The following is a 19,756-nucleotide window of genomic DNA, read 5'->3' on the forward strand; positions in this document are numbered from 1 at the left end:
CCGATTCACCCCCACATTCTGGATGTTATGTATGGGATGGTGGACGCACCACGGATCTTTATTAGAGAGATCTATCTAAAAAATTGGAAAGATCTCTCTAAAGAGCGCGGCGAAAGAGCCGGTGTCGATACACGCACTCTTGACGAAAAGGGGGCCACTCAGGTGAACCCAAACGACGCGACTGCAGCGCACGCAGAGGTTGAGCGCGCTCTCAGCACGGGTGACCACGAACTCATCGCACAGAGCCTTCTGTTCCATGTCTGGCCATTGTTTAATACCAATTGGGACCTCATGCTGGCCGCGGTGAACTCGTTGCCTCGAGACGTCATTGAAAAGCATCCGCTGCTTTTCCTCAACCACCCCATGTTGCTCACTCTGTCCCGCACCGCCGACTGGTCGCTACCGGAGATTCGCCCCGAGGTGGCTCAAGCGCTCAGCCCCGGTCAGCTCGATCTCATGATTCTCGGTCAGATGATTGTGCTTCGCATCAAGGGTGATGAGTCCAAAGCGCTGAATCATGCACGACAATTCGCCGATCGAATCATCGAAACGCGTGCCGATTCACGTGATCGCACCGATGGTCCCCTGTGGTTTTACCACCTGCAGATCGGATCTACTTTTCTGAGTGCCGGCGATACGTCCCAGGCACTCCTGAAATTCTCGAGCGCGACGCAGCTTGCCCGGATGTCGGCCCAGCCCGATGCGGAGCGACTCACACTGGGCCGCACTGCGCTCGCGCATGCTGTTCGCGGGTCCCTGGGAAATGCAGACAGCGCGCTCGCGGCTGCATCCATACAACCTCCCGCGTCGCCGGCACACGCGAAAGCTCATTTCGCAACGATGGCAGCCGCCAGCGCTCTCATCAGCGCCGATCGCATGACGGACGACCTCGATGACAAAATTGCCGCGCTCGAGCCGTATGACAGCAGCGAATTTACGTGGCCTTTCGCCCTCCTCGCGCGGGTGCGCTCTCTGCTGGCACAAAACCGCCCTCACGAAACTTTTGAGGCCTTGCAGCTCGCAAGTCAGCAACACCCACACCACGGATCATTCGCTTCCGATGTCATGACTTCTGCCACTGTCGAGGCGCTCACCGCAACCGAAGAATTTGCGAACGCACGAAAAGTCCTGAATCAATCTGTTGACCGTGGTGGCGCGCTCACTCAACTTGCCGCGGTGAGGCTTGCGCTCTACACGGATGATTTCGACTCCGCCGCGCTGGGGATCCGCGCACTGATCACTGATCCCGACCTGGGTCTGGGGCAACGCGTTGAGTGCGCGCTCCTCGCAGCCTGGCTTCGGTGCGCTCGCGCCGGGGACGTCGATGAGTACGCCGCAGTGAAGGTTGCTCGATGGGGAATCAACCCCGATAATCGCCGAATCTTCGCGTCTGTTCCCAGCAAGTTCGTCGAGTGCGTCACCGAGCTTGTGCCCGCGCTGACGGCCGAGAGCTTGACGACAAACTTGTCCAACTTGCACCATGTCCATCTTCGATCGCGCCCGCAACTGACTGACAGCGAGCAGCGCGTTCTGAGAGCGATCACGATACATGGAACAACCACAGCGACGGCTCGAGCACTCCAGGTCTCACCGAACACGATCAAGTCGCAATTGCGCTCGCTATATCGAAAGCTTGAATGCTCCACCCGCCAGGAAGCGATCCAAATCGCTACCGACTTCCAGCCGAGCCTCATGAACACAAAGGTCCGCGCCTAGACGCTTTGGGTGCTTAGCTCAGGCGTCTCCTCCCGTCAGTCGACGAGCAGTGCCGGCTCTTCCAGGATGCTCGCAACGTCAGCGATGAAGCGGCTCATGCCATCCCCGTCAATCACGCGGTGATCGAAGGAACCGGCAACGGTGGTGACGAAACGGGGACGCACCTCACCGTCGACGACCCACGGCTTCTGGCTGATGGTGCCCATCGCCACGATGCCGGCTTCGCCGGGGTTGATGATCGGGGTTCCGGCATCCATACCGAAGACGCCGATGTTCGTGATCGTAATCGTGCCGCCCTGCTGATCGACCGGCGGCGTCTTGCCCTCGCGGGCCGTCAGCGTGAGTCGGTTGAGGGCGCGGGCGAGGTCCTTCATGCTGAGGTCCTGGGCATCCTTGATGTTCGGCACCAGAAGCCCGCGCGGCGTCGCCGCGGCGATGCCGAGGTTGACATAGTGGCGCACCGAAATCTCGGCGCCGTCCTCGGTCTCGATCCACGCGGCGTTGACCATCGGGTTGCGACGCACGGCCCAGATCACGGCACGAGCAACGATCAGCAGCGGTGACACCTTGATGTCCGTGTAGTCCGGCGAAGACTTGAGCCGCTTGACCAGCTCCATCGTGCGAGTCGCGTCGACCTCTTTCCACACCGTGACGTGCGGCGCGCTGTACGCGCTTTGCACCATCGCGGAGGCGCTGACCTTGCGGACGCCCTTGACGGGGATCGACTCGGTGCGCGAAGCGTCAGAAGCGTCAGAAGCCGGTGCGGGAGCCACACCGCGGGCGAGGCCGACGGGCGCACTCTTCGGCGCGGGAACGGTCTCCTCACGCACAGTGCTCCACTCGGGAGTCTCGATGTTGCGGAAGACGCTGGCCTGCGAGGCGTGCCCCACGACATCGTCGCGGGTGACCTCGCCGTCGGCACCGGTCGGGGTGACAGCTGACAGGTCGACGCCCAGGTCGCGTGCGAGCTTGCGGATCGGCGGCTTCGCGATCACGCCGACCGATGAGCGCACCGAGCGCACCGCCGGACGGGTGCGGCGCGAGGTCGCGCCCGCTCCCGTTCCGTAGCCGACCAGAACTGATCCTCCGGCCTCCTCTGCGGCAGAGGCTGCGGGCGCCGCCGGGGCGACAGCTGCGGCATCCGATACGAAGCTGATGATCGGCGCGCCGACCTCGACCGTCGCCCCCTCGCTCACGAGCAGCTCGCCGACAACGCCGGCGTACGGCGAGGGCAGCTCGACGAGCGACTTGGCCGTCTCGATCTCGACGATGACGTCGTTGATCGCGACCGCATCGCCAGGCGCGACCTTCCACGTGACGATCTCAGCTTCGGTCAGGCCCTCGCCGACGTCCGGGAGGGTGAAGTTCTGGGTGCTCATCCGGTGTCCTTTCGGAACAACTCAGTAGGCCATCGACCTGTCGACGGCCTCAAGGATGCGGTCGGCATCCGGAAGGAAGGTGCCTTCCAGCTTGGCGGGCGGGAACGGCGCGTCGTAGCCCGACACCCGCAGCACGGGTGCCTCCAGGGCGTAGAACGCGCGCTCCATCACGGTCGCGGCGATCTCGCTGCCGAGACTATTGAAGCCAGGGGCTTCTTGGGCGTAGATCATGCGGCCGGTCTTACGGGCCGAATCGAGGATCGGTCCGTAGTCGACCGGTGACAGCGAGCGTACGTCAACGACCTCGCAGCTCGTCCCCTCACCCTCGGCGAGCGCGGCCGCCTGCAGCAGCACCGTCACCATCGCGCCGTGGCCGACCAGGGTCACGTCGGTGCCGGAGCGCACCACCCGCGATGCGTGCAGGGCCGCCGTGGACTGTTCGATCTCGACTTCACCCTTGTGCCAGTAGCGACTCTTCGGCTCGAGGAAGATGATCGGGTCGTTCGATCGGATCGCTTCCTGGATCATCCAGTACGCGTCGTTCGCGGTCGACGGCGACACCACACGGAGGCCGGGAGTGTGCGCGAAGTACGTCTCCGGGCTCTCCTGGTGGTGCTCAACTGCGCCGATGTGTCCGCCGTAGGGAATGCGGATCACGATCGGCATGGAGACCGTGCCCTCGTGCCGGTTGGTCATCTTCGCCAGCTGCGTAGTGATCTGGTCGAACGCCGGGAACACGAAGCCGTCGAACTGAATCTCGCACACCGGGCGGAACCCGGCCATCGCCAGACCGATCGCGGTGCCGACGATGCCGGACTCCGCAAGCGGAGTGTCGAGCACACGGCCTTCACCGAAGTCGCGCTGCAGGTGCTCAGTGATGCGGAAGACGCCGCCGAGCTTGCCGATGTCCTCACCCATGAGCAGGACACGCGGGTCGTCTTGCATCGCCTTGCGCAGGCCGGCGTTGAGTGCCTTGCTGAATGGCATGGTTTCGAGCGTCATGCGTGAGCGCCTCCGTTCTGCGTCGGCTGCTCAAAAGACGCCTCGTATTGTTCGCGCCAGGCGCGCTGCTCATCCATCAGCGGATGCGGCTCGCTGTAGACGTGGTCGAAGATCAGGTTTGCCGTGGGCGATTCCAGCGCCAGGGTGCGCACGCGAAGGTCTTCTGCCGCGTCGGATGCCTCGGCATCCACGTCCTCGAAGAAGGATGCGCTCGCACCCTTACCCGCAAGGAAGGCCCGCATGCGCGTGATCGGGTCGCGCTTCTCCCACGACTGCTCTTCCTCGCTGGTGCGGTATTTGGTCGGATCGTCGCTCGTGGTGTGCGCACCGAGCCGATATGTCTCCGCCTCGATCGCGCGCGGACCTTTCCCGCTACGCGCCTCATCGAGAGCGACTCGGGAGACGGCGTAGCTGGCGAGCACATCGTTGCCGTCGACGTGGATGCTCTCGATGCCGTAGCCCGCGCTGCGCTTCACGAACGGCACACGCGTCTGCGTGGCGACAGGAACCGAGATCGCCCACTGGTTGTTCTGCAGGAAGAAGACGGTCGGGGCCTGGTAGCTGGCAGCGAACACCATCGCCTCGTGAACGTCACCCTGGCTGGAAGCGCCGTCGCCGTAATAGACGATCACTGCCTCATCGCGCTCCGCGTCGCCGGTACCCGTCTTGCCGTCGAAGGTGAGGCCCATGGCGTAGCCCGTGGCGTGCAGGGTCTGCGATCCGAGCACCAGCGTGTACAGGCGAGTGTTTCCGTTGACCGGCTCGGTCGGGTCCCAGCCACCGTGCGAGACACCGCGCATCAGCTTGATGATGCTGAGCGTGTCGACACCACGGATGCGGGTGACGGCGTGCTCTCGATAGGAAGGGAAGAGCGTGTCCTGTGCGCGGGCGGCGCGGGCGGATCCCACCTGGGCCGCTTCCTGACCGCGGCTCGGTGGCCACAGCGCCAGCTGGCCCTGACGTTGCAGGTTGGTGGCCTGATTGTCGATGGCGCGGATGACGACCATGTCGCGATAGAACTGCTCAAGCTCTGCATCGCTGATCGCATCGATCAACGGCAGGTACTGTTCGGCGGCAGCACTGGGCGCAAAACGGCCGTCCGCTTCCAGGACGCGGACGATATCGGTCTCTGACGAGGTCACCGTTCCACGCTAGTCGAGCATGCCCATGGATTACTGGAGACGCTCCACAACGGATTGAGCAACCTGTAGGACCTTCTCCACCGATTCATGCTCTCCAACGGATATACGGATGCCATCGCCCGAGAACGGCCGAACGATGATGTCGGCCTCGACGAAGGCGGCGGCGATCTCGTCCGTCCGCTCTCCTGCGGGCAGCCACACGAAGTTGGCGTGGCTGTCAGGCACCGCCCATCCCTGCGCACGAAGGGCTGCCACCAGCGTCGTGCGGCGTTCAACCAGTACTGCCACGCGTTGCATGAGCTCGGCTTCAGCATCCAGGCTCGCGATCGCGGCGATCTCTGCGGCCGAGGTGACGGACAGCGGGATGCCGGTGGCCCTCGCCGCGTCGAGCACCTTCGCGTGGCCGATCGCGTAGCCGACTCGCAGTCCTGCCAGGCCGTAGGCCTTGGAGAAGGTGCGCAGCACGACCACGTTCGGGTGTTTCTCGTACACGCGCTCGGCCAGACCATCGACGGCATCGGCGGCGGTCACGAACTCGGTGTATGCCTCATCGAGAATGATGAGCACGTCAGCCGGAACACGGTTGACGAACGTCTCGAACTCCGCGCTGGTGATGATCGGACCGGTGGGATTGTTCGGTGTGCAGAGCAGGATGGCGCGGGTCTTGTCGGTAACGGCATCCGCCATCGCATCGAGGTCATGGCGCGCGTCGGCCGTTAGCGGGATCGGAACCCCGGTGGCGCCAGCGACGAGTGGCAGGCCGGGGTAGGCCTCGAAGGAGCGCCAGGCATAGATGACCTCATCGCCGACGGACGCGGCGGCCTGCACCAGCTGGTAGAGGATCGCGACGCTGCCGCTGGCAATGTGCACCTGATCGGTGGCGACGCCGTAGCGCGCACCCAGGCGCTCGCGCAGTCGGGCTGCCGTGGCATCCGGATAGCGGTTGATCGCAGTAGTGTGAGCGAGCGCTTCCAGAACGGACGGCAGCGGATCGAAGGGGTTCTCGTTGCTGGAGAGCTTGAACGCGTCGGGGCCCGCCTGCTTGCCTTGTCGGTACGGCGCGAGCGCCGCGATCTCGGGACGGATGCGGGGAAGGATGGGCTCGGTCACGAAGATGAGTCTACGAGCGTGCGGCAGTTCACACGGCGTTCTCCGCAATCATGCGGGTGATGAGGGCGACCATAAGTTCCTTCTCTTTCGGGTCGCTCATCGCGACCAGCAGAGTGATCGCGGCGAGCGCGTTGTTGTTGATGATCGCACCGCCCGCGCCCTCGAGAATCTCGTTGCGGCTGAGGAACGTCACGAAGAGAGCAGCACCGCTGCGCTTGTTCCCGTCGGAGAGCGGATGGTCTTTGACAACGAGATAGAGCAGGTTGGCGGCCTTCTCTTCTACCCCCGGATAGAGGGCTTCGCCGGCGAAGCCCTGATAGATAGGCGACACCGGCGACCAGCTGATCAGTCGATCGGGCGAGGACCTTCACGATCGAACCCAGTTCGTCAAGTCGACGCTGGTTGAGCGCTGCCCCCTCGACCAGATAGCGCTGTAAGACGTCGGTCGCCCAACGCCGAAAATGTACGCCTTCGGCGGACTTCACTCGATACCCCACCGACAGGATCATGTCGAGGTTGTAGTGCTCTACCTGGTAGGTCTTGCCGTCTGCGGCAGTTGTCGCAAATTTTGCGACAACTGCCATGCCTTCAAGTTCTTCACCTCGCGCATTGCTCACGTGCTTACCGATGGTCTTGACGTCACGACCGAACAGCGTGGCGAGTTGCTGACGCGTCAACCACACCGTCGCGTCGTCCGCGAGCACGTCAAGGGCCGTCTCACCATCAGGGGTTGTGTAAAGGACGACCTGCGCGGACTGGTCGGAATGCATAGTCATATCATCCCCTGTTCGTCATGATTCTCTTGGTACCTTCCCGACCGAAGGCGATGCTCTGCTCCTTCGATACGGTGGCCATCGGCACTGACATCCACCGCTGACATTCGGCATCCATCGTGCGAGACTGAATCCACTATGCGCTTCATCATTCGTGTCATCGTCAACGCCTTCGCCCTGTGGGTGGTGACGCTGATTTCCGTTCTGCAAGTGTCCGTCACCGCCTTCGCACCAGGCGAGACCCTGCAGCTGGTGTTGACGTTCCTGGCTGTCGGCGCGATCTTCGCCCTCGTGAACACGATCATCGGCACCATCGTGAAGATCGTCGCGTTCCCGCTGTACATCCTCACCCTCGGCCTCATCGGCCTGATCATCAATGGATTCCTGCTGTGGCTGACCGCGGCGATCACCTCCGGCTTCGGGTGGGGACTGACTGTGGGCGACTTTTGGTGGGGCGTGCTCGCGGCCATCATCATCTCGATCATCAACGCCGTGTTCGGCGCGATCCTTCGCCCGCAGAAGAAGAAGCGCCGCGACTGACCCCGCGCCGCTCACTCGCGTTCCGCCTCGTATTCGGTTGCCTCGATCGACACGGCCTCGTTGAGCTCGCGCCAGTTCTCCTCGATCGCGTGCAGCCGCACATCACCCGACGCATCGACCATCTCCGCCGTCTCGATGTAGGTGTCGAGGTAATGAGTCTTGAGAAGAAGGTCGTGCGGTCGATACTCCGGGTCGCCCACGCGACTGGCGACGAAGCTGTCCGGCGACCCACTGCCCCCAGGTGCACCGCCGCCGGCGAGCGAGCTGACGACATCGTCGGTGTGACGCAGTTCGATCAGTAGCTGATCCTCGTTCAACGTTGGATGCACCGGGCTGCCCGCTGTCACCTGCACCTTCACGTCGTACTCGCTCTGCGATGACAGGTAGGCCGCATTGATTGCCGCCTGTGAGTGCGCGTAGATGTCGACACGATCCCCCGACTGCGCACCGGCTGCTTTCAGCACGTCGAGTGTCGCCTGATACGAGGCCGACTCCTGGCCGGTGTACAGCTCGAGATTCGACTTCATGTCCAGGGGTTCTCCCAACCCGTACCAGGGCGAGCCGGTGCCCTTCGCGTAGAGCACGAAACGATGCGAGCCGTCGGGCATCGTGTAATTCTCGACCTTGAACTGCGCTCCCTTCGTATCGGGGAACCGTCGGAAGGCTTCGGCCAGGCTCGTCGGCGGCGCAATCGGGGAACTGGTCTTCACCGGCGCAACCGATACTGCGTCGCCGTGTCCGGAAAGGGTGTCCCCCGGACGGATGGCTCCGAGTCGACGCGTGCCGATGCCCGCTGCGAGAAGGAACAGCCACGATGCATCGAAGACGCCCGGAATCTGAAGCTGCTGCTCAGCCAGACCCTCGTACCTGCCGTCCTTCCAGCCGGCAAGAAGCCAGGTCTCCATCTCTGTGACACGCGGATCGGACGCTTCAAGCTCAGCGATCCGCGCGGACAGCGCATCGGCTGCTGCTCCGTCCGCAATGGCGAGAGCCGCCAACTCCGCCCTGGTCTCGACCAACTCGTAGACGTCGGCCATCAGGAACGTGTTCTGCGCCGCGCTCTGGCACTCCTGGCTCATCGCGGCGGCCCGGTCGCCGCTGGCCCACAGCGCTCCCATGTCGACACGGCCGATGATCCCCGGCACACCCAAGACGTGATTGTAGGTTCGACGGATCGCCGCACCTGCGAGCGCGAACGTGGGAGCAATGGCGAGCAGTGCGCTCGCCACCGATCGCAACGCTTCCGGGTCAACCGCGATCGCGCCGCCGTGAGTGATGTCGACAGATCCGCTCATGGCGTCGCCCTCAACTTGATCTCCCAGAGTCTCGTACCCAGCTCACCGATTTCGATGGCCGTGCGAGTCTTCAACTCGACGATGAGATCGTGCAGTGCACGGACTCCATATGCCTGCCATTCGCTCTCGTAGATGAGTGGGTTCAGCGCGGCTCCGGCGTCTTCAAGAACGCTGATCGCCTCTTCCACCGCGGTGAACGCCCGGACCCACTCCAAGGTGGTTCCGGTGAGCTCAACCGCGACGGGGCTTTCGATATTGAACATGCGCCAAGGATGCCTGGCACGCGCTGCCGCCCGGATGCCGAAACCCATAAACCGTGCAGAGTCCACGCTGCGGAAGGTTTGTGGAGAAAGAGATGGTCCCGGCTGTGCAGGATCGGGTTTCGCCCGGCAGAATAGATCCCGTGACATCGCCGGATCCCTTCCGCGTCATCTTCGTGTGCACGGGCAACATTTGCCGCTCTCCTATGGCGGAAGTGGTGTTTCGCGACCTCGCAGAACACCAGGGGCTGGGCCCGCGAATCGTGTCGAGCAGCGCAGGAACCGGAGAGTGGCACGTCGGAGAGCGCGCCGATCACCGCACGATCGACACGCTTGAGCGCCGCGGATACGACGGATCACACCACCGTGCGAAACAGTTCACCGCAGCATCCTTCGCCGAGAACGATCTTGTCGTCGCACTCGACCGCACGCACGAGCGCATCCTCCGCGAGTGGGCGCGCAATGAAGACCAGGAGGGCAAGGTGATTCTGCTGTTGTCCTTCGACCGCGACGCTGATGGCATGGATGTACCTGACCCCTACTACGCGGACACGGCAATGTTCGATGCAGTGCTCGCTATGATTGAGACCGCGACCCGGGGCCTGTTCCGCCAGCTCGAACCCGCCCTGCGTCAGAGCCGCACGACGCCCCGAATTTGAGGGGCCCGATCAGGAGGATTCCCCTGACTTCCCCAAATTCCTTCCCCATCCAGCCGCTGAGCCCTCTCGACGGTCGATACCGCGGCGCTGTCTCGCCGCTCGGCGAGTATCTCTCTGAAGCGGGCCTGAATCGTGCCCGAGTAGAGGCAGAAGTCGAGTGGCTCATCACTCTGACTGACCGCTCTCTGTTCGAGACGTCGCCACTGGCGGATGCTGACAAAGACCGCCTACGCGGCCTATACCGTGACTTCGGCCAGGCCGAGATCGACTGGCTCGCCGAGAAGGAAGCGGTCACACGCCACGATGTGAAGGCTGTCGAGTACCTCGTGCGCGATCGGCTGTCTGCCCTCGGGCTCGATTCCATCGCCGAACTCACGCACTTCGCGTGCACGAGCGAGGACATCAACTCGGTTTCGTACGCGCTCACCGTGAAGCGTGCGGTCGAGGATGTGTGGCTGCCCGCTCTGGACGATGTGATCGCCAAGCTGCGCGAGCTCGCTGTCGAGCATGCGGATGCCGCGATGCTGTCCCGTACGCATGGGCAACCGGCGACTCCCTCGACCATGGGCAAGGAGATCGCTGTCTTCGCGTGGCGTTTGGAGCGCGTTCGCGCCCAGATCGCAGCATCCGATTACCTGGCGAAGTTCTCCGGCGCGACCGGTACCTGGTCGGCGCATCTGGCGGCCGACCCGGATGCCGACTGGTCGACGATCGCTCGCGAGTACGTCGAGGGTCTGGGTCTGGGCTTCAATATCCTGACCACGCAGATCGAGTCGCACGACTGGCAGGTCGAGCTCTACGACCGGACCCGTCATGCCGGCGGCATCCTGCACAATCTCGCGACTGACATCTGGACCTACATCTCGATGGGCTACTTCGCGCAGATCCCTGTGGCTGGCGCGACGGGCTCGTCGACCATGCCGCACAAGATCAACCCGATCCGCTTCGAGAACGCTGAGGCGAACCTCGAACTGTCAGCCGCGCTGCTCGGCTCGCTGTCGCAGACACTGGTGACTTCGCGGATGCAGCGCGACCTCACCGACTCCACCACACAGCGCAACATTGGCGTCGCGTTCGGGCACTCGTTGCTCGCGCTCGACAACCTGCGCCGCGGACTGAACGAGATCTCACTGGCTCGCAATGTGCTGCTGGCCGACCTCGACGTGAACTGGGAGGTTCTCGCCGAGGCGATCCAGACCGTGATCCGTGCTGAGGTCGTCGCCGGTCGTTCGACGATCAGCGACCCGTACGCGCTGCTGAAGGAGCTCACTCGCGGTCACCGCGTGGGGGCTGCGGAGCTGGCATCCTTCGTCGAGGGTCTCGAGATCGGCGATGCGGCAAAGCAGCGCCTGCTCGCGCTGACGCCTGCGACCTACATCGGCATCGCCGAGCGCCTCGCGAAGTAGTTCGCGCGCGGCGGATGCCCGGGGCTAGGACTTCGAGGAGTCCGAGCCGTCCGCATCCGTCGCGGGCTGGTCGCCAGATTCCTCGTCGTAGAGCACAGGACGGTCGAGAGTCTTGCTCTCGTACTCGCGCGGGTCGACGGCGAGGATCAGCATCGACATGACAAGCAGCGTGACGATGAACGCTCCGCCGCCGATGACGAGGCCCAGGGCGATCGGAGTCAGACCGTCGTAGTTGCCGGAGGAGATCAACCGGTTGACGCGATCGGTGAAGGCACCTGTTGATACGAGGGTGACGACCGCGGCGAACACACCGCAGACAAGTGCGATCCCGAGCAGGTGCAACGGACGCAGCAACTCTCGGCGGTTGGGCTTGTTGTCGCTCACGCGGCTCCTCCAGTCTCGACCGGTGCGCTTGCGGCGTCAACGGTTTCGGCATCCTTCTGCGCAGCCTCGCGCCGCGGCGAGAAGCCGGCGATCGCGAGGAAGACCGCGACGATGGCGGTGTAACCGCCGACCATGCCGACGGCGAGGATGATTCCAGAGAGCGTCAGTGCTCCCGCACCTTCGACTGAGTACTGCAGAGAGTAGTCAGCCGGGATGATGAGTAGGACGACCGCGAGAACGAGACCCAGGGCGCCGACCGTAATGGCATCCTTCGCGGTGGGGTCGGTACGGCGTGCACGAAGGCCGGCGATCAGCTCGACCAGACCGGATGCCGCGGCCCAGATGATGACGACGATGAAGAAGATGCCATCGGTGCGCCAGGTCGGGATGCCACTCGTGATCGCCGCAAGAAGGTCGATCACTGCCAGCAGGATGAACGGCCAGCGCGATCCGGCGGGGACCGACTGCCAGGCGCCGAGGATCAGGACGAACCCGCTCGCTGCGACGAAACCGCCGAAGACGGCGAAGCCGACCGCTGCGGAGTGATCAGACGAGAACGTGATCATGAGAGCCGACGCCGCCGCGAAAAGTGCGCGCAACAACTGGACGTGGCGCACAGTGAAGGTGCGATCTGGGGCAGACATGACGATTCCTCGGTCCTCCGGGGTGGTGTATCCAGTCTACGCGTGGGCGGGTGCGCGCATGCCCACCGTCGGGCATCTGCGAATCCGGGGCCGATGGCCTCTCGTGAAGAGGAATGTGAGGTTCGATTGCCGTCCCCAGAACGACAAGCGAACCTCACATGCACGCAGCGGGGGGACACTGCGTAACGGGCAGACCGCGTGCGTGGATAGTGCCCTATCCGCCGCGATCCGGCCGTGTCGCCCACGTGTGAACCCGAGCCGGGTACCCGCGTGGTCTTATGCTCAAGGTTAGACATTGTTTCTTCACATACCTGGGGAGGTCTGTGATGTTCGAAGAAGAATCCGCCGGCGTCGACGAAAAGGTCGACTTCGCTGCGGCATTGAGCACGGCGATCCTCGCACGTGGCGTCACTCTGGCCTGGCTGCGGGAGCGCCTGGCAGAGAGCGGCAACCGCGTCTCGGCGGCGACGCTCAGCTACTGGCGCTCTGGTGCACGGCGCCCGGAGGGGCCTCAATCGATGGGCGCGATCGAGCAGATCGAGTCGCTGCTCGATCTGGATGCCCGCGCTCTGCTGTCATTGATCGGCCCCACCCAGCGCGTCGGCCCTATCGGCCCACCGCAGTATCCAATGGAAGAAGGACGCCTAGAGCAGGCTGTGGCCGAGACGTTCATAGCTCTGGATGCTCCGGTTATTGACCCGGCACGCGATGTCGCAACCACCGCGGTCACCGAGGTCGGCAGCGATGGCTTCGTGATCTCACGCACCACACGCACGCTTCTGCAGTCCACCTCCGGAACGATCACGAACGTCCCTTATCTCGATCTCACCCCCGGGGTTCGCACGCCTGCCCCCACCTTCAGCTTCGTCTCCGGCGGACACATCTCTCGCCGCCACTCGCACCCGAGCGGTGAGGTACACGGTGCGATGTTCGAGCTCGAGCGCCCACTCGGGCCTGCGCAGACGACGATGATCGAGTGGAAGCTGGAGTACCCACCCGGCTATCCGAGCACCAGCGAGACCGGACATGGCGTCGCCCGCAGGTGTCGCCACATCGTGCTCTGGACCAGGTTCCACCCCGACGCCCTGCCGGATTGGATCGAGGAGGTCGAGGAGACCCCCACGGACACCAGGGTGACACCGCTGCTCCTCGACGGCGCAACGACGATTCACCAGGTGCGCCACGGGTGGGGCCCAGGGATGCTCGTGCTGCGCTGGGGGTTCGGCGAACGAGCGTGAGCCGGCAGCGCGGCGCCGCTATATCTCGCGGGCTACCGGACCACTGCCGTCGGCGTACGGAGATATGTGAGCACCTCGTGGCTGATCGAACCGAGCAGGAACCGTGCCACCGCACCGCGACCGTGCGAACCGACGACAGCGAGCCTGGCATCGGATGCGAGCTCGCTGATGACCGCAGACGGGTAGCCGCGCCGGACTTGCGTCTGGATCTCGAGATCGGGGTAGTCCTGACGAAGACCTGCGAGGGAGAGCGCCAGACTCTCCTCGGCGGCAAGATTCAGATTCTCCAGATAGTCATCCGGGTACACAAATGCGTTGCGCGGCTTCACCGTCATCGGCGTCCAGACGGCGACCGCGATGAGCGGCTCGTGAAGTCGGTCAGCCTCGGCGGCCGCGAAGGCGATCGCCGCCTCAGAGACGGGCGAGCCATCGACACCAACGACAACGCCGGTACGCCCGGTGACATCAATGTCGGGGATCACTGCGACCGGAACGGATGCCGCGGACGCAATGCGCACGCCGTGAAGGCCACGCGCTGGGCCTTCCCCTGGCCCGCGATAGTCGCTGCCGATGACGAGCATCTCCTCTTCATCTGACGCCTTCGCAAGCTGGGCGACCGGGTTGCCGAGAAGGACTTGGGTCTCGACACTCAGACCGTGGGTGCGCAGTCGCTCGGACTCGTCGCTCAGCCAGTCCTGTGTCTGACGTTCAGCCTCGGCGAGCAGTTCGCCCTCGCCGACCACACCCAGTGCACCGCTGACAACGGAAACGAGCAGCAGAGCGCTCTTCCGCTCCGTTGCTCGCTGGGCGGCCCAGGCGAGCGCCCGCTCCCCTGCCGATGTCTGCTCGATCCCGACGACGATTCGTTTGCTCATGATGTGTGCTCCCCTTTAGCGATCGGTCGACCAGGCGTGTTCGACCATTGGCTCCACGAACCGTGGAAAATCTTCGCATCGATGCCTACCTCTGCGAGCACGAGCGCCGTATGCGCAGCGGTGATTCCCGATCCGCAGTAGGCGGCAACGGGCGTCTCGTCGCCAATCCCAACGTCGGCGAAGTTCCTTCGCAGACTGTCGAGATCGCGCAGCGTGCCATCCTCTCGAAGGTGCACCCCCATCGGCAGATTCATCGCACCCGGGATATGTCCGGCGATCGGATCCAGCGGCTCGATCTCGCCGCGGAATCGCTCCGGCGCACGCGCGTCGATGAGCACCCCGGATTCCGGGAATGCCGCAGCCTCATCGATCGTGAGACTGTCACCTGCAATATCAGTCAAGGTCACCGTGCCGGGCGTGAACTCGGCCGAACCGGTCTCAACGTCACCACCGGCGGCCTGCCACTCGGCCCATCCGCCGTCCAGCACTCGCACGTCGACACCGCCACGGCTCAGCAGCCACCACGCACGCGCAGCCGCCAGCCCCCGATAGTCGTCATAGACGACGACAACATCGCCATCGTTGAGCCCCCAGCTGCGCGCGGCATCCTGCACGCGCTCTGTCGACGGCAATGGGTGCCGCCCCTCATCGGAGCGCCCGGGACGGGACAGCTCCGACTCGAGGTCGACATATACCGCGCCGGGGATGTGGCCCTCGAGATAGTCGGATCGACCGTCTGGCTGGTCCAACCGGAAACGCACGTCGAGGATACGCACACCGGAACTCCTCAGCTCAGCCAGTTCGGTCGCGCTCACCATATGGGACATGCTCCCAGGCTACGACGAACGCTGATGGCGCGGGGCGAAACACGAAAGGCACCGGAGCGCGTACGCTGCGGTGCCTTCCGAATGGACTAGAAGCGCTCAGGCTTTGGCGTCTACTTCGTCTTCGCCTTCTTGCGGTCTACTTCGTCTTCTGCGTCGTCGTCGTCATCGTCGTCGTCGTCATCCGACTCGTTCTCAACCTCGTCAGCCTCGACATCGGCAGCATCCTCGTCGAGGGCGACCGCATCTTCATCTTCGTCCGACTCTGCATCAGCGGCATCCGCGCTCGGCACACCCTCGGGGCGAATCAGCTCGCGTACCTCAGCCATGAAACTGTTCAGCTGCTGCTGCTGCCAGCGCAGCTGGCGGGTGCGATCCTCAGCATCACGCAGCACCTCGGTGGTGTGACCGGTGACTGTGCTGACGATCTTCTGCGCCTTCACCCGTGCACGCTCGAGGGTCTCGCGAGAACGCACCTGCGCATCCGCTTCAATAGCCTGAGCCTGCGTGCGCATCAGACGCTCGTAGTCGTCGGCCTTCGCGGAGATCCGCTTGGTGTGCTCGAGGGAGGATGCAACCTGCTCATTGGCATCGCCCGTGATGCGCTCAGCGTGAGCGACTGCCTGGTTGTGCAACAGCAAGAACTCCTGCTGCGCCTCATCCTGACGGCGGGTCAGTGTCTCTTCGAATTCCAGCACGCGGGCGTTCATCTCGCGCACCTCGCGCTCGGCATCGGCGCGCTGCTGGCTGGTCTCACGGGTGACCATCGAGCGCAGTGCGGCGGAACCCTTCTCCGCCTCGGTGCGGACTGTCGCCGCCTCCTGCTCAGCCTGGATGACCTTCTCCGAAGCGTGCGCCCCCTCGCGCTGGACGCGCGCCTCGTGGGCGGTGTACTCCGTGTCGATACGCAGTCGAACCTGATCGGCATCGTGCTGCGCCTGTGCGGTGATCCGGTCGACCTCGGCGGCGAGTTCAGCCCGTCGGGTATCTGCTTCTGCGCGAGCGGCCTCGAGCAGACGATCCGCCTGCACGGCAGCGTTCTGGATCAGCACGGAGGACTGTTCCTCAGCAACCCTCAGCACTGCCTCGAACTGCAGGCGCGATCCCTCGGCGTCGGCTTCGCTCTTGGGCGCATCCACAAGTTCATTCGCAAGCGTCGCGACCTGCTGTTCGGCATCATCTGCCTGCACGCGTGCGGCGGCGAGTTCTGCCTCCAGCGCGGCCACACGGTCATCAGCCTGCGCCTCGATCTCAGCGATGCGAGCGTCGCTCTCGGCACGTACGGCTTCGACCTCGGAGCGCACAGATTCGACGTCGCGGCTCACGCCGGAGCGTGCCTCGGCAAGCCCTGCGTCGGCGCGCTGCAGCTGCATCCGCAGGCCCGCCATCGCGGCATCCACCTCACCCTTGTCGTATCCGCGGAAGCCGATCGTGAAAGCGCCCTGCTCTCGCGTCTGCCCCTGGGTGAGCTGGTCGAAGAAGTCAGACCCCTGCTCGTCGACGTTGTTCTCGGCGGAGTCATTCACAGGGGAACACCTTTCTGACATCTGCGCGCTGGATAACTCTCCCGACGCAAGGGGCGTCAAGGCGAAAAAGGCAGTGCGCAGAAATGGGGAGGAAAACGAGGGGAGATCTCAACGTCAAGACTAATCGAGGCAGGCCGTGACGTGGCAACGATTGGCGCCCAGATAAACTGCCGCCGACCCCCGATTGAAGGATGCCGCAATGCCGCGTTTTGATCTGCCACCCGAGGAGCTGCGCTCCTACCGCCCCGAAATCGCCGAACCCACCGATTTCGACGACTTCTGGGAGCAGACGCTTTCCGCCTCACGTGCGCTCGCGCAGCCGATTCAGCTGCGGCGAATCGACTCTCCGCTTCAGGCGGTCGAGGTCTACGACGTGACCTTCAGCGGCTTCGGCGGGGATCCGATCGGTGGATGGCTGTTGCTGCCTGCCGGAACGGATGAGCCACTGCCCGCAGTGGTCGAGTACAACGGATACGGCGGAGGTCGCGGGCTGCCGCACGAGCGACTCGGGTGGGCGACGTCTGGATACGCGCACTTCTTCATGGACACCCGCGGACAGGGCAGCGCCTGGGGCACCGGCGGCGTCACCCCCGACCCGCATGGCTCGGGTCCGGCGGCCCCTGGATTCATGACCCGAGGGATCGAAGACCCGAACAGCTATTATTACCGCCGCGTCTACACGGATGCGGTGCTCGCGATCGACGCCATCCGCTCGCTCGACCGGATCGATGCATCGCGCGTGGCCGTGTGCGGCGGAAGCCAGGGCGGCGGGATCGCGATCGCCGCAGCCGCCCTGTCTAACGGGCTCATCGCCGCAATGCCAGACGTGCCGTTCCTGTGCCAATTCGAACGTGCCGTAGGGATGACCGGCCGCGACCCGTACAACGAGGTCGTCCGGTACCTGTCGATTCACCGCGATGCCACGGAGCGCACCTTCCAGACCCTGTCGTACTTCGACGGTGTGAACCTCGCCCGCCGCGCCACCTGTCCTTCGCTCTTCTCGGTCGCGCTGATGGATCCGGTGTGCCCGCCATCGACCGTGTACGCCGCCCGCAACAACTGGGGCGGAATCGCGGAGATCGTCGAGTACGCCTTCAACGAGCACGAGGGTGGTCAGGGCTTGCAGTGGGAGCGCCAGGCCGCGTTCCTCGCGGAGCAACTGGCCGGCTGAGGGCGGGCGGGCCCGTTCTGCTCTGAGCAGAACGACTGTCGCAGTGGGCGACGACGGCGTTACCGTGAACCATGGCCGAGATCATCGCTTTCCCGCGCACGCCGAACCCACCGCGTCGGCGCCAGAACGAGCCCGAGCCGCTCTGGCGCCAGTTGCTCGGCGATCAGCTGCGCAGGCTTCGGCACGAGCGCGAAGAGACTCTCACTGAGACCGCCGAGAAGGCGGGCGTCTCTCCGCAGTACCTCTCCGAGGTCGAGCGAGGACTCAAGGAGCCGTCCAGCGAGATGATCGCCGCGATCGGCGGTGCCCTGGACGTCACGCTCGTCGACCTCACCAGCAACGTGGCCGAGGAGCTACGCGCAGCATCGGCCCTGGCATCCGCTGCCGTTGGCGTCTTCGCCCTCGCTGCCTGAGCGCCGTCACCCGACCATCCGCTCCCCCAATACGGTGTCGATGAGGCCGTACTCGAGCGCGGCGGATGCCGTGAACACCCGATCCCGGTCGGTGTCAGCGCGCAGTGCTTCGACGGAACGGCCAGTGTGCCTGGCGAGCACGGCTTCCATGTCGGCACGCACCCTGACCACCTCGTCGGCGGCGAGGATGAGGTCAGGGATCGCCCCGCGCGACTGTCCGGCGGGCTGATGAAGCACGATCCGCGCGTGCGTCAACGCAGCCCGCTGCCCCGGCGCACCGGCGGCGGCGAGGAGTGCGGCCGGTCCGATCGCCTGACCGACGACGGTCGTCGCGACCGCTGGCCGAATGTGCTGCATCGTGTCGTAAATCGCCAGTGCCGCGCCCAGATCGCCGCCCTCGCTGTTGATGTAGAACTGGATGCCGGTATCCGGGCTGTCCGAATCCAGATGCAGCAGCTGGGCGATCAGCGCGTTGGCGACGCCGGCATCGATTCCGGTGCCGAGATAGATCACGCGCTCGGCAAGCAGGTGCGAGTAGACGTCCATGACGCGTTCCCCGCGCGGATGCTGCGCGATAACGTTCGGGATCGTATAGCTGCTCATGACTTCGCTCCTTGTGTTGTGGATGCGGCATCCGTCCCCAACCCGACCCGCACACGGCGACGCGGCATGACTTCTGCGATGGATGTGACGATGTCGTCAATGAATCCGTACTCCTGTGACTGCGTGGCGGTGTACCAGCGGTCATGCAGCGAGTCCTCGAATATGCGCTCGACGCTCTGACCGGTGTCTTCGGAGACGAGTCCGAGCACGGTGTCGCGCATCTGGCGGAGATCGTCGGCCTGCGTCTCGATCTCCCCCGCGGAGCCGCCGATGCCGGCAGACCCCTGGTGCATGAGGATCCGCGCGTGGGGCAGTGCGCGACGCTTTCCTTTCGTTCCTGCGGAGAGCAGGAACTGTCCGGCGCTTGCGGCTGTGCCGAGGGCGAGGGTCGCGACGTCGTTCGGGATGAGATTCATGATGTCGCGGATGGCGAGCATCGACGGCACCGATCCGCCAGGCGAGTGAATCCACAGGGCGATATCTGCGGCCGTGTCTTCCGCCGAAAGGGTCAGCAGCTGCGTCATCAGCAGAGTGCCGTTGTCATCGTTGAGTTCGCCGTCGAGCACGAGGATGCGCTCGTGGAACAGTGCGCGGCGGGCGTCAGGACCGAACTGCGGGATGGGGTTGTCTTCGCTCATGGATCCAGAGTGCGTCGCCGGGGCGACCCCGGTGCCCGAATCTGCTCAGAGCGGCTCTGCTGTGGGCGGGTGGGACTCACACTTGCAGGGCCATCGAACGGATGCAGGGGAATTCAACGGCGTTTCGCCCTGCGTCCGCGCATCCGCCCTGCAGGTGT

The 19,756-nt window shown here is 64.4% G+C and carries 21 protein-coding genes and 1 pseudogene; 7 read left to right on the forward strand and 15 right to left on the reverse strand.

What is annotated here, in order from left to right; genetic code table 11:
* Positions 1 to 162 precede the first annotated feature (162 nt).
* Positions 163 to 1,716: a helix-turn-helix transcriptional regulator gene (locus ACSU04_RS13945; RefSeq protein WP_439289998.1), complete on the forward strand. Its 1,554-nt coding sequence runs from the start codon at positions 163 to 165 to the stop codon at positions 1,714 to 1,716.
* Between the two features lie 35 nt (positions 1,717 to 1,751).
* Here ACSU04_RS13945 and ACSU04_RS13950 read toward each other — a convergent pair whose 3' ends face one another.
* The 6 genes and pseudogenes from ACSU04_RS13950 to rhuM all read right to left on the reverse strand — a co-directional run.
* On the reverse strand, positions 1,752 to 3,095 hold the full coding sequence (locus ACSU04_RS13950; protein ID WP_439282761.1) for a dihydrolipoamide acetyltransferase family protein: 1,344 nt from the start codon (positions 3,093 to 3,095) through the stop codon (positions 1,752 to 1,754).
* Positions 3,096 to 3,116: 21 nt separating this feature from the next.
* A complete protein-coding gene (locus ACSU04_RS13955; protein ID WP_439290000.1) occupies positions 3,117 to 4,097 on the reverse strand; it encodes an alpha-ketoacid dehydrogenase subunit beta in 981 nt (326 codons plus the stop codon).
* A complete protein-coding gene (locus ACSU04_RS13960; protein ID WP_439290001.1) occupies positions 4,094 to 5,239 on the reverse strand; it encodes a thiamine pyrophosphate-dependent dehydrogenase E1 component subunit alpha in 1,146 nt (381 codons plus the stop codon). Before ACSU04_RS13960 ends, ACSU04_RS13955 begins: the two co-directional genes overlap by 4 nt.
* Before the next feature lie 30 nt (positions 5,240 to 5,269).
* Positions 5,270 to 6,349 (reverse strand): histidinol-phosphate transaminase, encoded by a 1,080-nt coding sequence (locus ACSU04_RS13965; RefSeq protein ID WP_439290003.1) that lies wholly within the window; start codon positions 6,347 to 6,349, stop codon positions 5,270 to 5,272.
* 28 nt (positions 6,350 to 6,377) lie between these two features.
* Positions 6,378 to 6,680 carry a type II toxin-antitoxin system death-on-curing family toxin gene (locus tag ACSU04_RS13970; RefSeq protein ID WP_439290004.1) on the reverse strand — a complete coding sequence of 101 codons (303 nt, stop codon included), beginning with the start codon at positions 6,678 to 6,680 and terminating at the stop codon, positions 6,378 to 6,380.
* 112 nt (positions 6,681 to 6,792) lie between these two features.
* A pseudogene (rhuM, locus tag ACSU04_RS13975) lies at positions 6,793 to 7,125 on the reverse strand (RhuM family protein); the annotation flags it as partial.
* A gap of 135 nt (positions 7,126 to 7,260) precedes the next feature.
* Here rhuM and ACSU04_RS13980 point away from each other — a divergent pair.
* Positions 7,261 to 7,662: a phage holin family protein gene (locus tag ACSU04_RS13980; protein WP_439282755.1), complete on the forward strand. Its 402-nt coding sequence runs from the start codon at positions 7,261 to 7,263 to the stop codon at positions 7,660 to 7,662.
* An 11-nt stretch (positions 7,663 to 7,673) separates the two neighbouring features.
* Here the strand turns inward: ACSU04_RS13980 and ACSU04_RS13985 are convergent, their stop codons facing one another.
* Together ACSU04_RS13985 and ACSU04_RS13990 are read right to left on the reverse strand one after the other, a co-directional pair.
* Complete coding sequence (locus ACSU04_RS13985; RefSeq protein ID WP_439290005.1) at positions 7,674 to 8,957, reverse strand: hypothetical protein; 1,284 nt, start codon at positions 8,955 to 8,957, stop codon at positions 7,674 to 7,676.
* The gene (locus tag ACSU04_RS13990; RefSeq protein ID WP_439282753.1) at positions 8,954 to 9,220 is read right to left on the reverse strand and encodes a hypothetical protein; all 267 of its coding nucleotides are present in this window, start codon (positions 9,218 to 9,220) and stop codon (positions 8,954 to 8,956) included. Before ACSU04_RS13990 ends, ACSU04_RS13985 begins: the two co-directional genes overlap by 4 nt.
* 140 nt (positions 9,221 to 9,360) lie before the next feature.
* Here ACSU04_RS13990 and ACSU04_RS13995 point away from each other — a divergent pair, with 140 nt between their 5' ends.
* Both ACSU04_RS13995 and purB read left to right on the forward strand, forming a co-directional pair.
* A complete protein-coding gene (locus tag ACSU04_RS13995; RefSeq protein WP_439282752.1) occupies positions 9,361 to 9,876 on the forward strand; it encodes a low molecular weight protein-tyrosine-phosphatase in 516 nt (171 codons plus the stop codon).
* Positions 9,873 to 11,282 carry an adenylosuccinate lyase gene (gene purB / locus ACSU04_RS14000; protein WP_439290006.1) on the forward strand — a complete coding sequence of 470 codons (1,410 nt, stop codon included), beginning with the start codon at positions 9,873 to 9,875 and terminating at the stop codon, positions 11,280 to 11,282. The genes ACSU04_RS13995 and purB overlap by 4 nt, the downstream gene beginning before the upstream one ends.
* Before the next feature lie 24 nt (positions 11,283 to 11,306).
* Here purB and ACSU04_RS14005 read toward each other — a convergent pair whose 3' ends face one another.
* Together ACSU04_RS14005 and ACSU04_RS14010 are read right to left on the reverse strand one after the other, a co-directional pair.
* The gene (locus tag ACSU04_RS14005) at positions 11,307 to 11,666 is read right to left on the reverse strand and encodes a hypothetical protein (RefSeq protein ID WP_439290007.1); all 360 of its coding nucleotides are present in this window, start codon (positions 11,664 to 11,666) and stop codon (positions 11,307 to 11,309) included.
* Positions 11,663 to 12,310 carry an acyl-CoA synthetase gene (locus ACSU04_RS14010; RefSeq protein ID WP_439290008.1) on the reverse strand — a complete coding sequence of 216 codons (648 nt, stop codon included), beginning with the start codon at positions 12,308 to 12,310 and terminating at the stop codon, positions 11,663 to 11,665. Before ACSU04_RS14010 ends, ACSU04_RS14005 begins: the two co-directional genes overlap by 4 nt.
* Positions 12,311 to 12,636: 326 nt before the next feature.
* Between ACSU04_RS14010 and ACSU04_RS14015 the strand changes: the two genes are divergently transcribed.
* Positions 12,637 to 13,548: a hypothetical protein gene (locus ACSU04_RS14015; RefSeq protein WP_439290009.1), complete on the forward strand. Its 912-nt coding sequence runs from the start codon at positions 12,637 to 12,639 to the stop codon at positions 13,546 to 13,548.
* Positions 13,549 to 13,580: 32 nt separating this feature from the next.
* Here the strand turns inward: ACSU04_RS14015 and ACSU04_RS14020 are convergent, their stop codons facing one another.
* The 3 genes from ACSU04_RS14020 to ACSU04_RS14030 all read right to left on the reverse strand — a co-directional run bounded on the left by ACSU04_RS14020 (position 13,581) and on the right by ACSU04_RS14030 (position 16,773).
* The gene (locus ACSU04_RS14020) at positions 13,581 to 14,423 is read right to left on the reverse strand and encodes a universal stress protein (protein WP_439290010.1); all 843 of its coding nucleotides are present in this window, start codon (positions 14,421 to 14,423) and stop codon (positions 13,581 to 13,583) included.
* Positions 14,420 to 15,250, reverse strand: a complete 831-nt coding sequence (locus tag ACSU04_RS14025) for a sulfurtransferase (RefSeq protein WP_439290011.1) — start codon at positions 15,248 to 15,250, stop codon at positions 14,420 to 14,422. The genes ACSU04_RS14020 and ACSU04_RS14025 overlap by 4 nt, the downstream gene beginning before the upstream one ends.
* 110 nt (positions 15,251 to 15,360) lie before the next feature.
* Positions 15,361 to 16,773 (reverse strand): cell division initiation protein, encoded by a 1,413-nt coding sequence (locus ACSU04_RS14030; RefSeq protein WP_439290013.1) that lies wholly within the window; start codon positions 16,771 to 16,773, stop codon positions 15,361 to 15,363.
* A 199-nt stretch (positions 16,774 to 16,972) separates the two neighbouring features.
* Here ACSU04_RS14030 and ACSU04_RS14035 point away from each other — a divergent pair, with 199 nt between their 5' ends.
* Together ACSU04_RS14035 and ACSU04_RS14040 are read left to right on the forward strand one after the other, a co-directional pair.
* Positions 16,973 to 17,944 (forward strand): acetylxylan esterase, encoded by a 972-nt coding sequence (locus ACSU04_RS14035; RefSeq protein WP_439282745.1) that lies wholly within the window; start codon positions 16,973 to 16,975, stop codon positions 17,942 to 17,944.
* A 71-nt stretch (positions 17,945 to 18,015) separates the two neighbouring features.
* Positions 18,016 to 18,357, forward strand: a complete 342-nt coding sequence (locus tag ACSU04_RS14040) for a helix-turn-helix domain-containing protein (protein WP_439290014.1) — start codon at positions 18,016 to 18,018, stop codon at positions 18,355 to 18,357.
* Positions 18,358 to 18,363: 6 nt separating this feature from the next.
* Here ACSU04_RS14040 and ACSU04_RS14045 read toward each other — a convergent pair whose 3' ends face one another.
* Together ACSU04_RS14045 and ACSU04_RS14050 are read right to left on the reverse strand one after the other, a co-directional pair.
* On the reverse strand, positions 18,364 to 18,960 hold the full coding sequence (locus tag ACSU04_RS14045; RefSeq protein WP_439290015.1) for a ClpP family protease: 597 nt from the start codon (positions 18,958 to 18,960) through the stop codon (positions 18,364 to 18,366).
* Positions 18,957 to 19,598 (reverse strand): ClpP family protease, encoded by a 642-nt coding sequence (locus ACSU04_RS14050; protein WP_439290016.1) that lies wholly within the window; start codon positions 19,596 to 19,598, stop codon positions 18,957 to 18,959. The genes ACSU04_RS14045 and ACSU04_RS14050 overlap by 4 nt, the downstream gene beginning before the upstream one ends.
* Positions 19,599 to 19,756: the final 158 nt, after the last annotated feature.

This window comes from Microbacterium sp. A84, assembly GCF_051842815.1.
Lineage (GTDB): Bacteria > Actinomycetota > Actinomycetes > Actinomycetales > Microbacteriaceae > Microbacterium.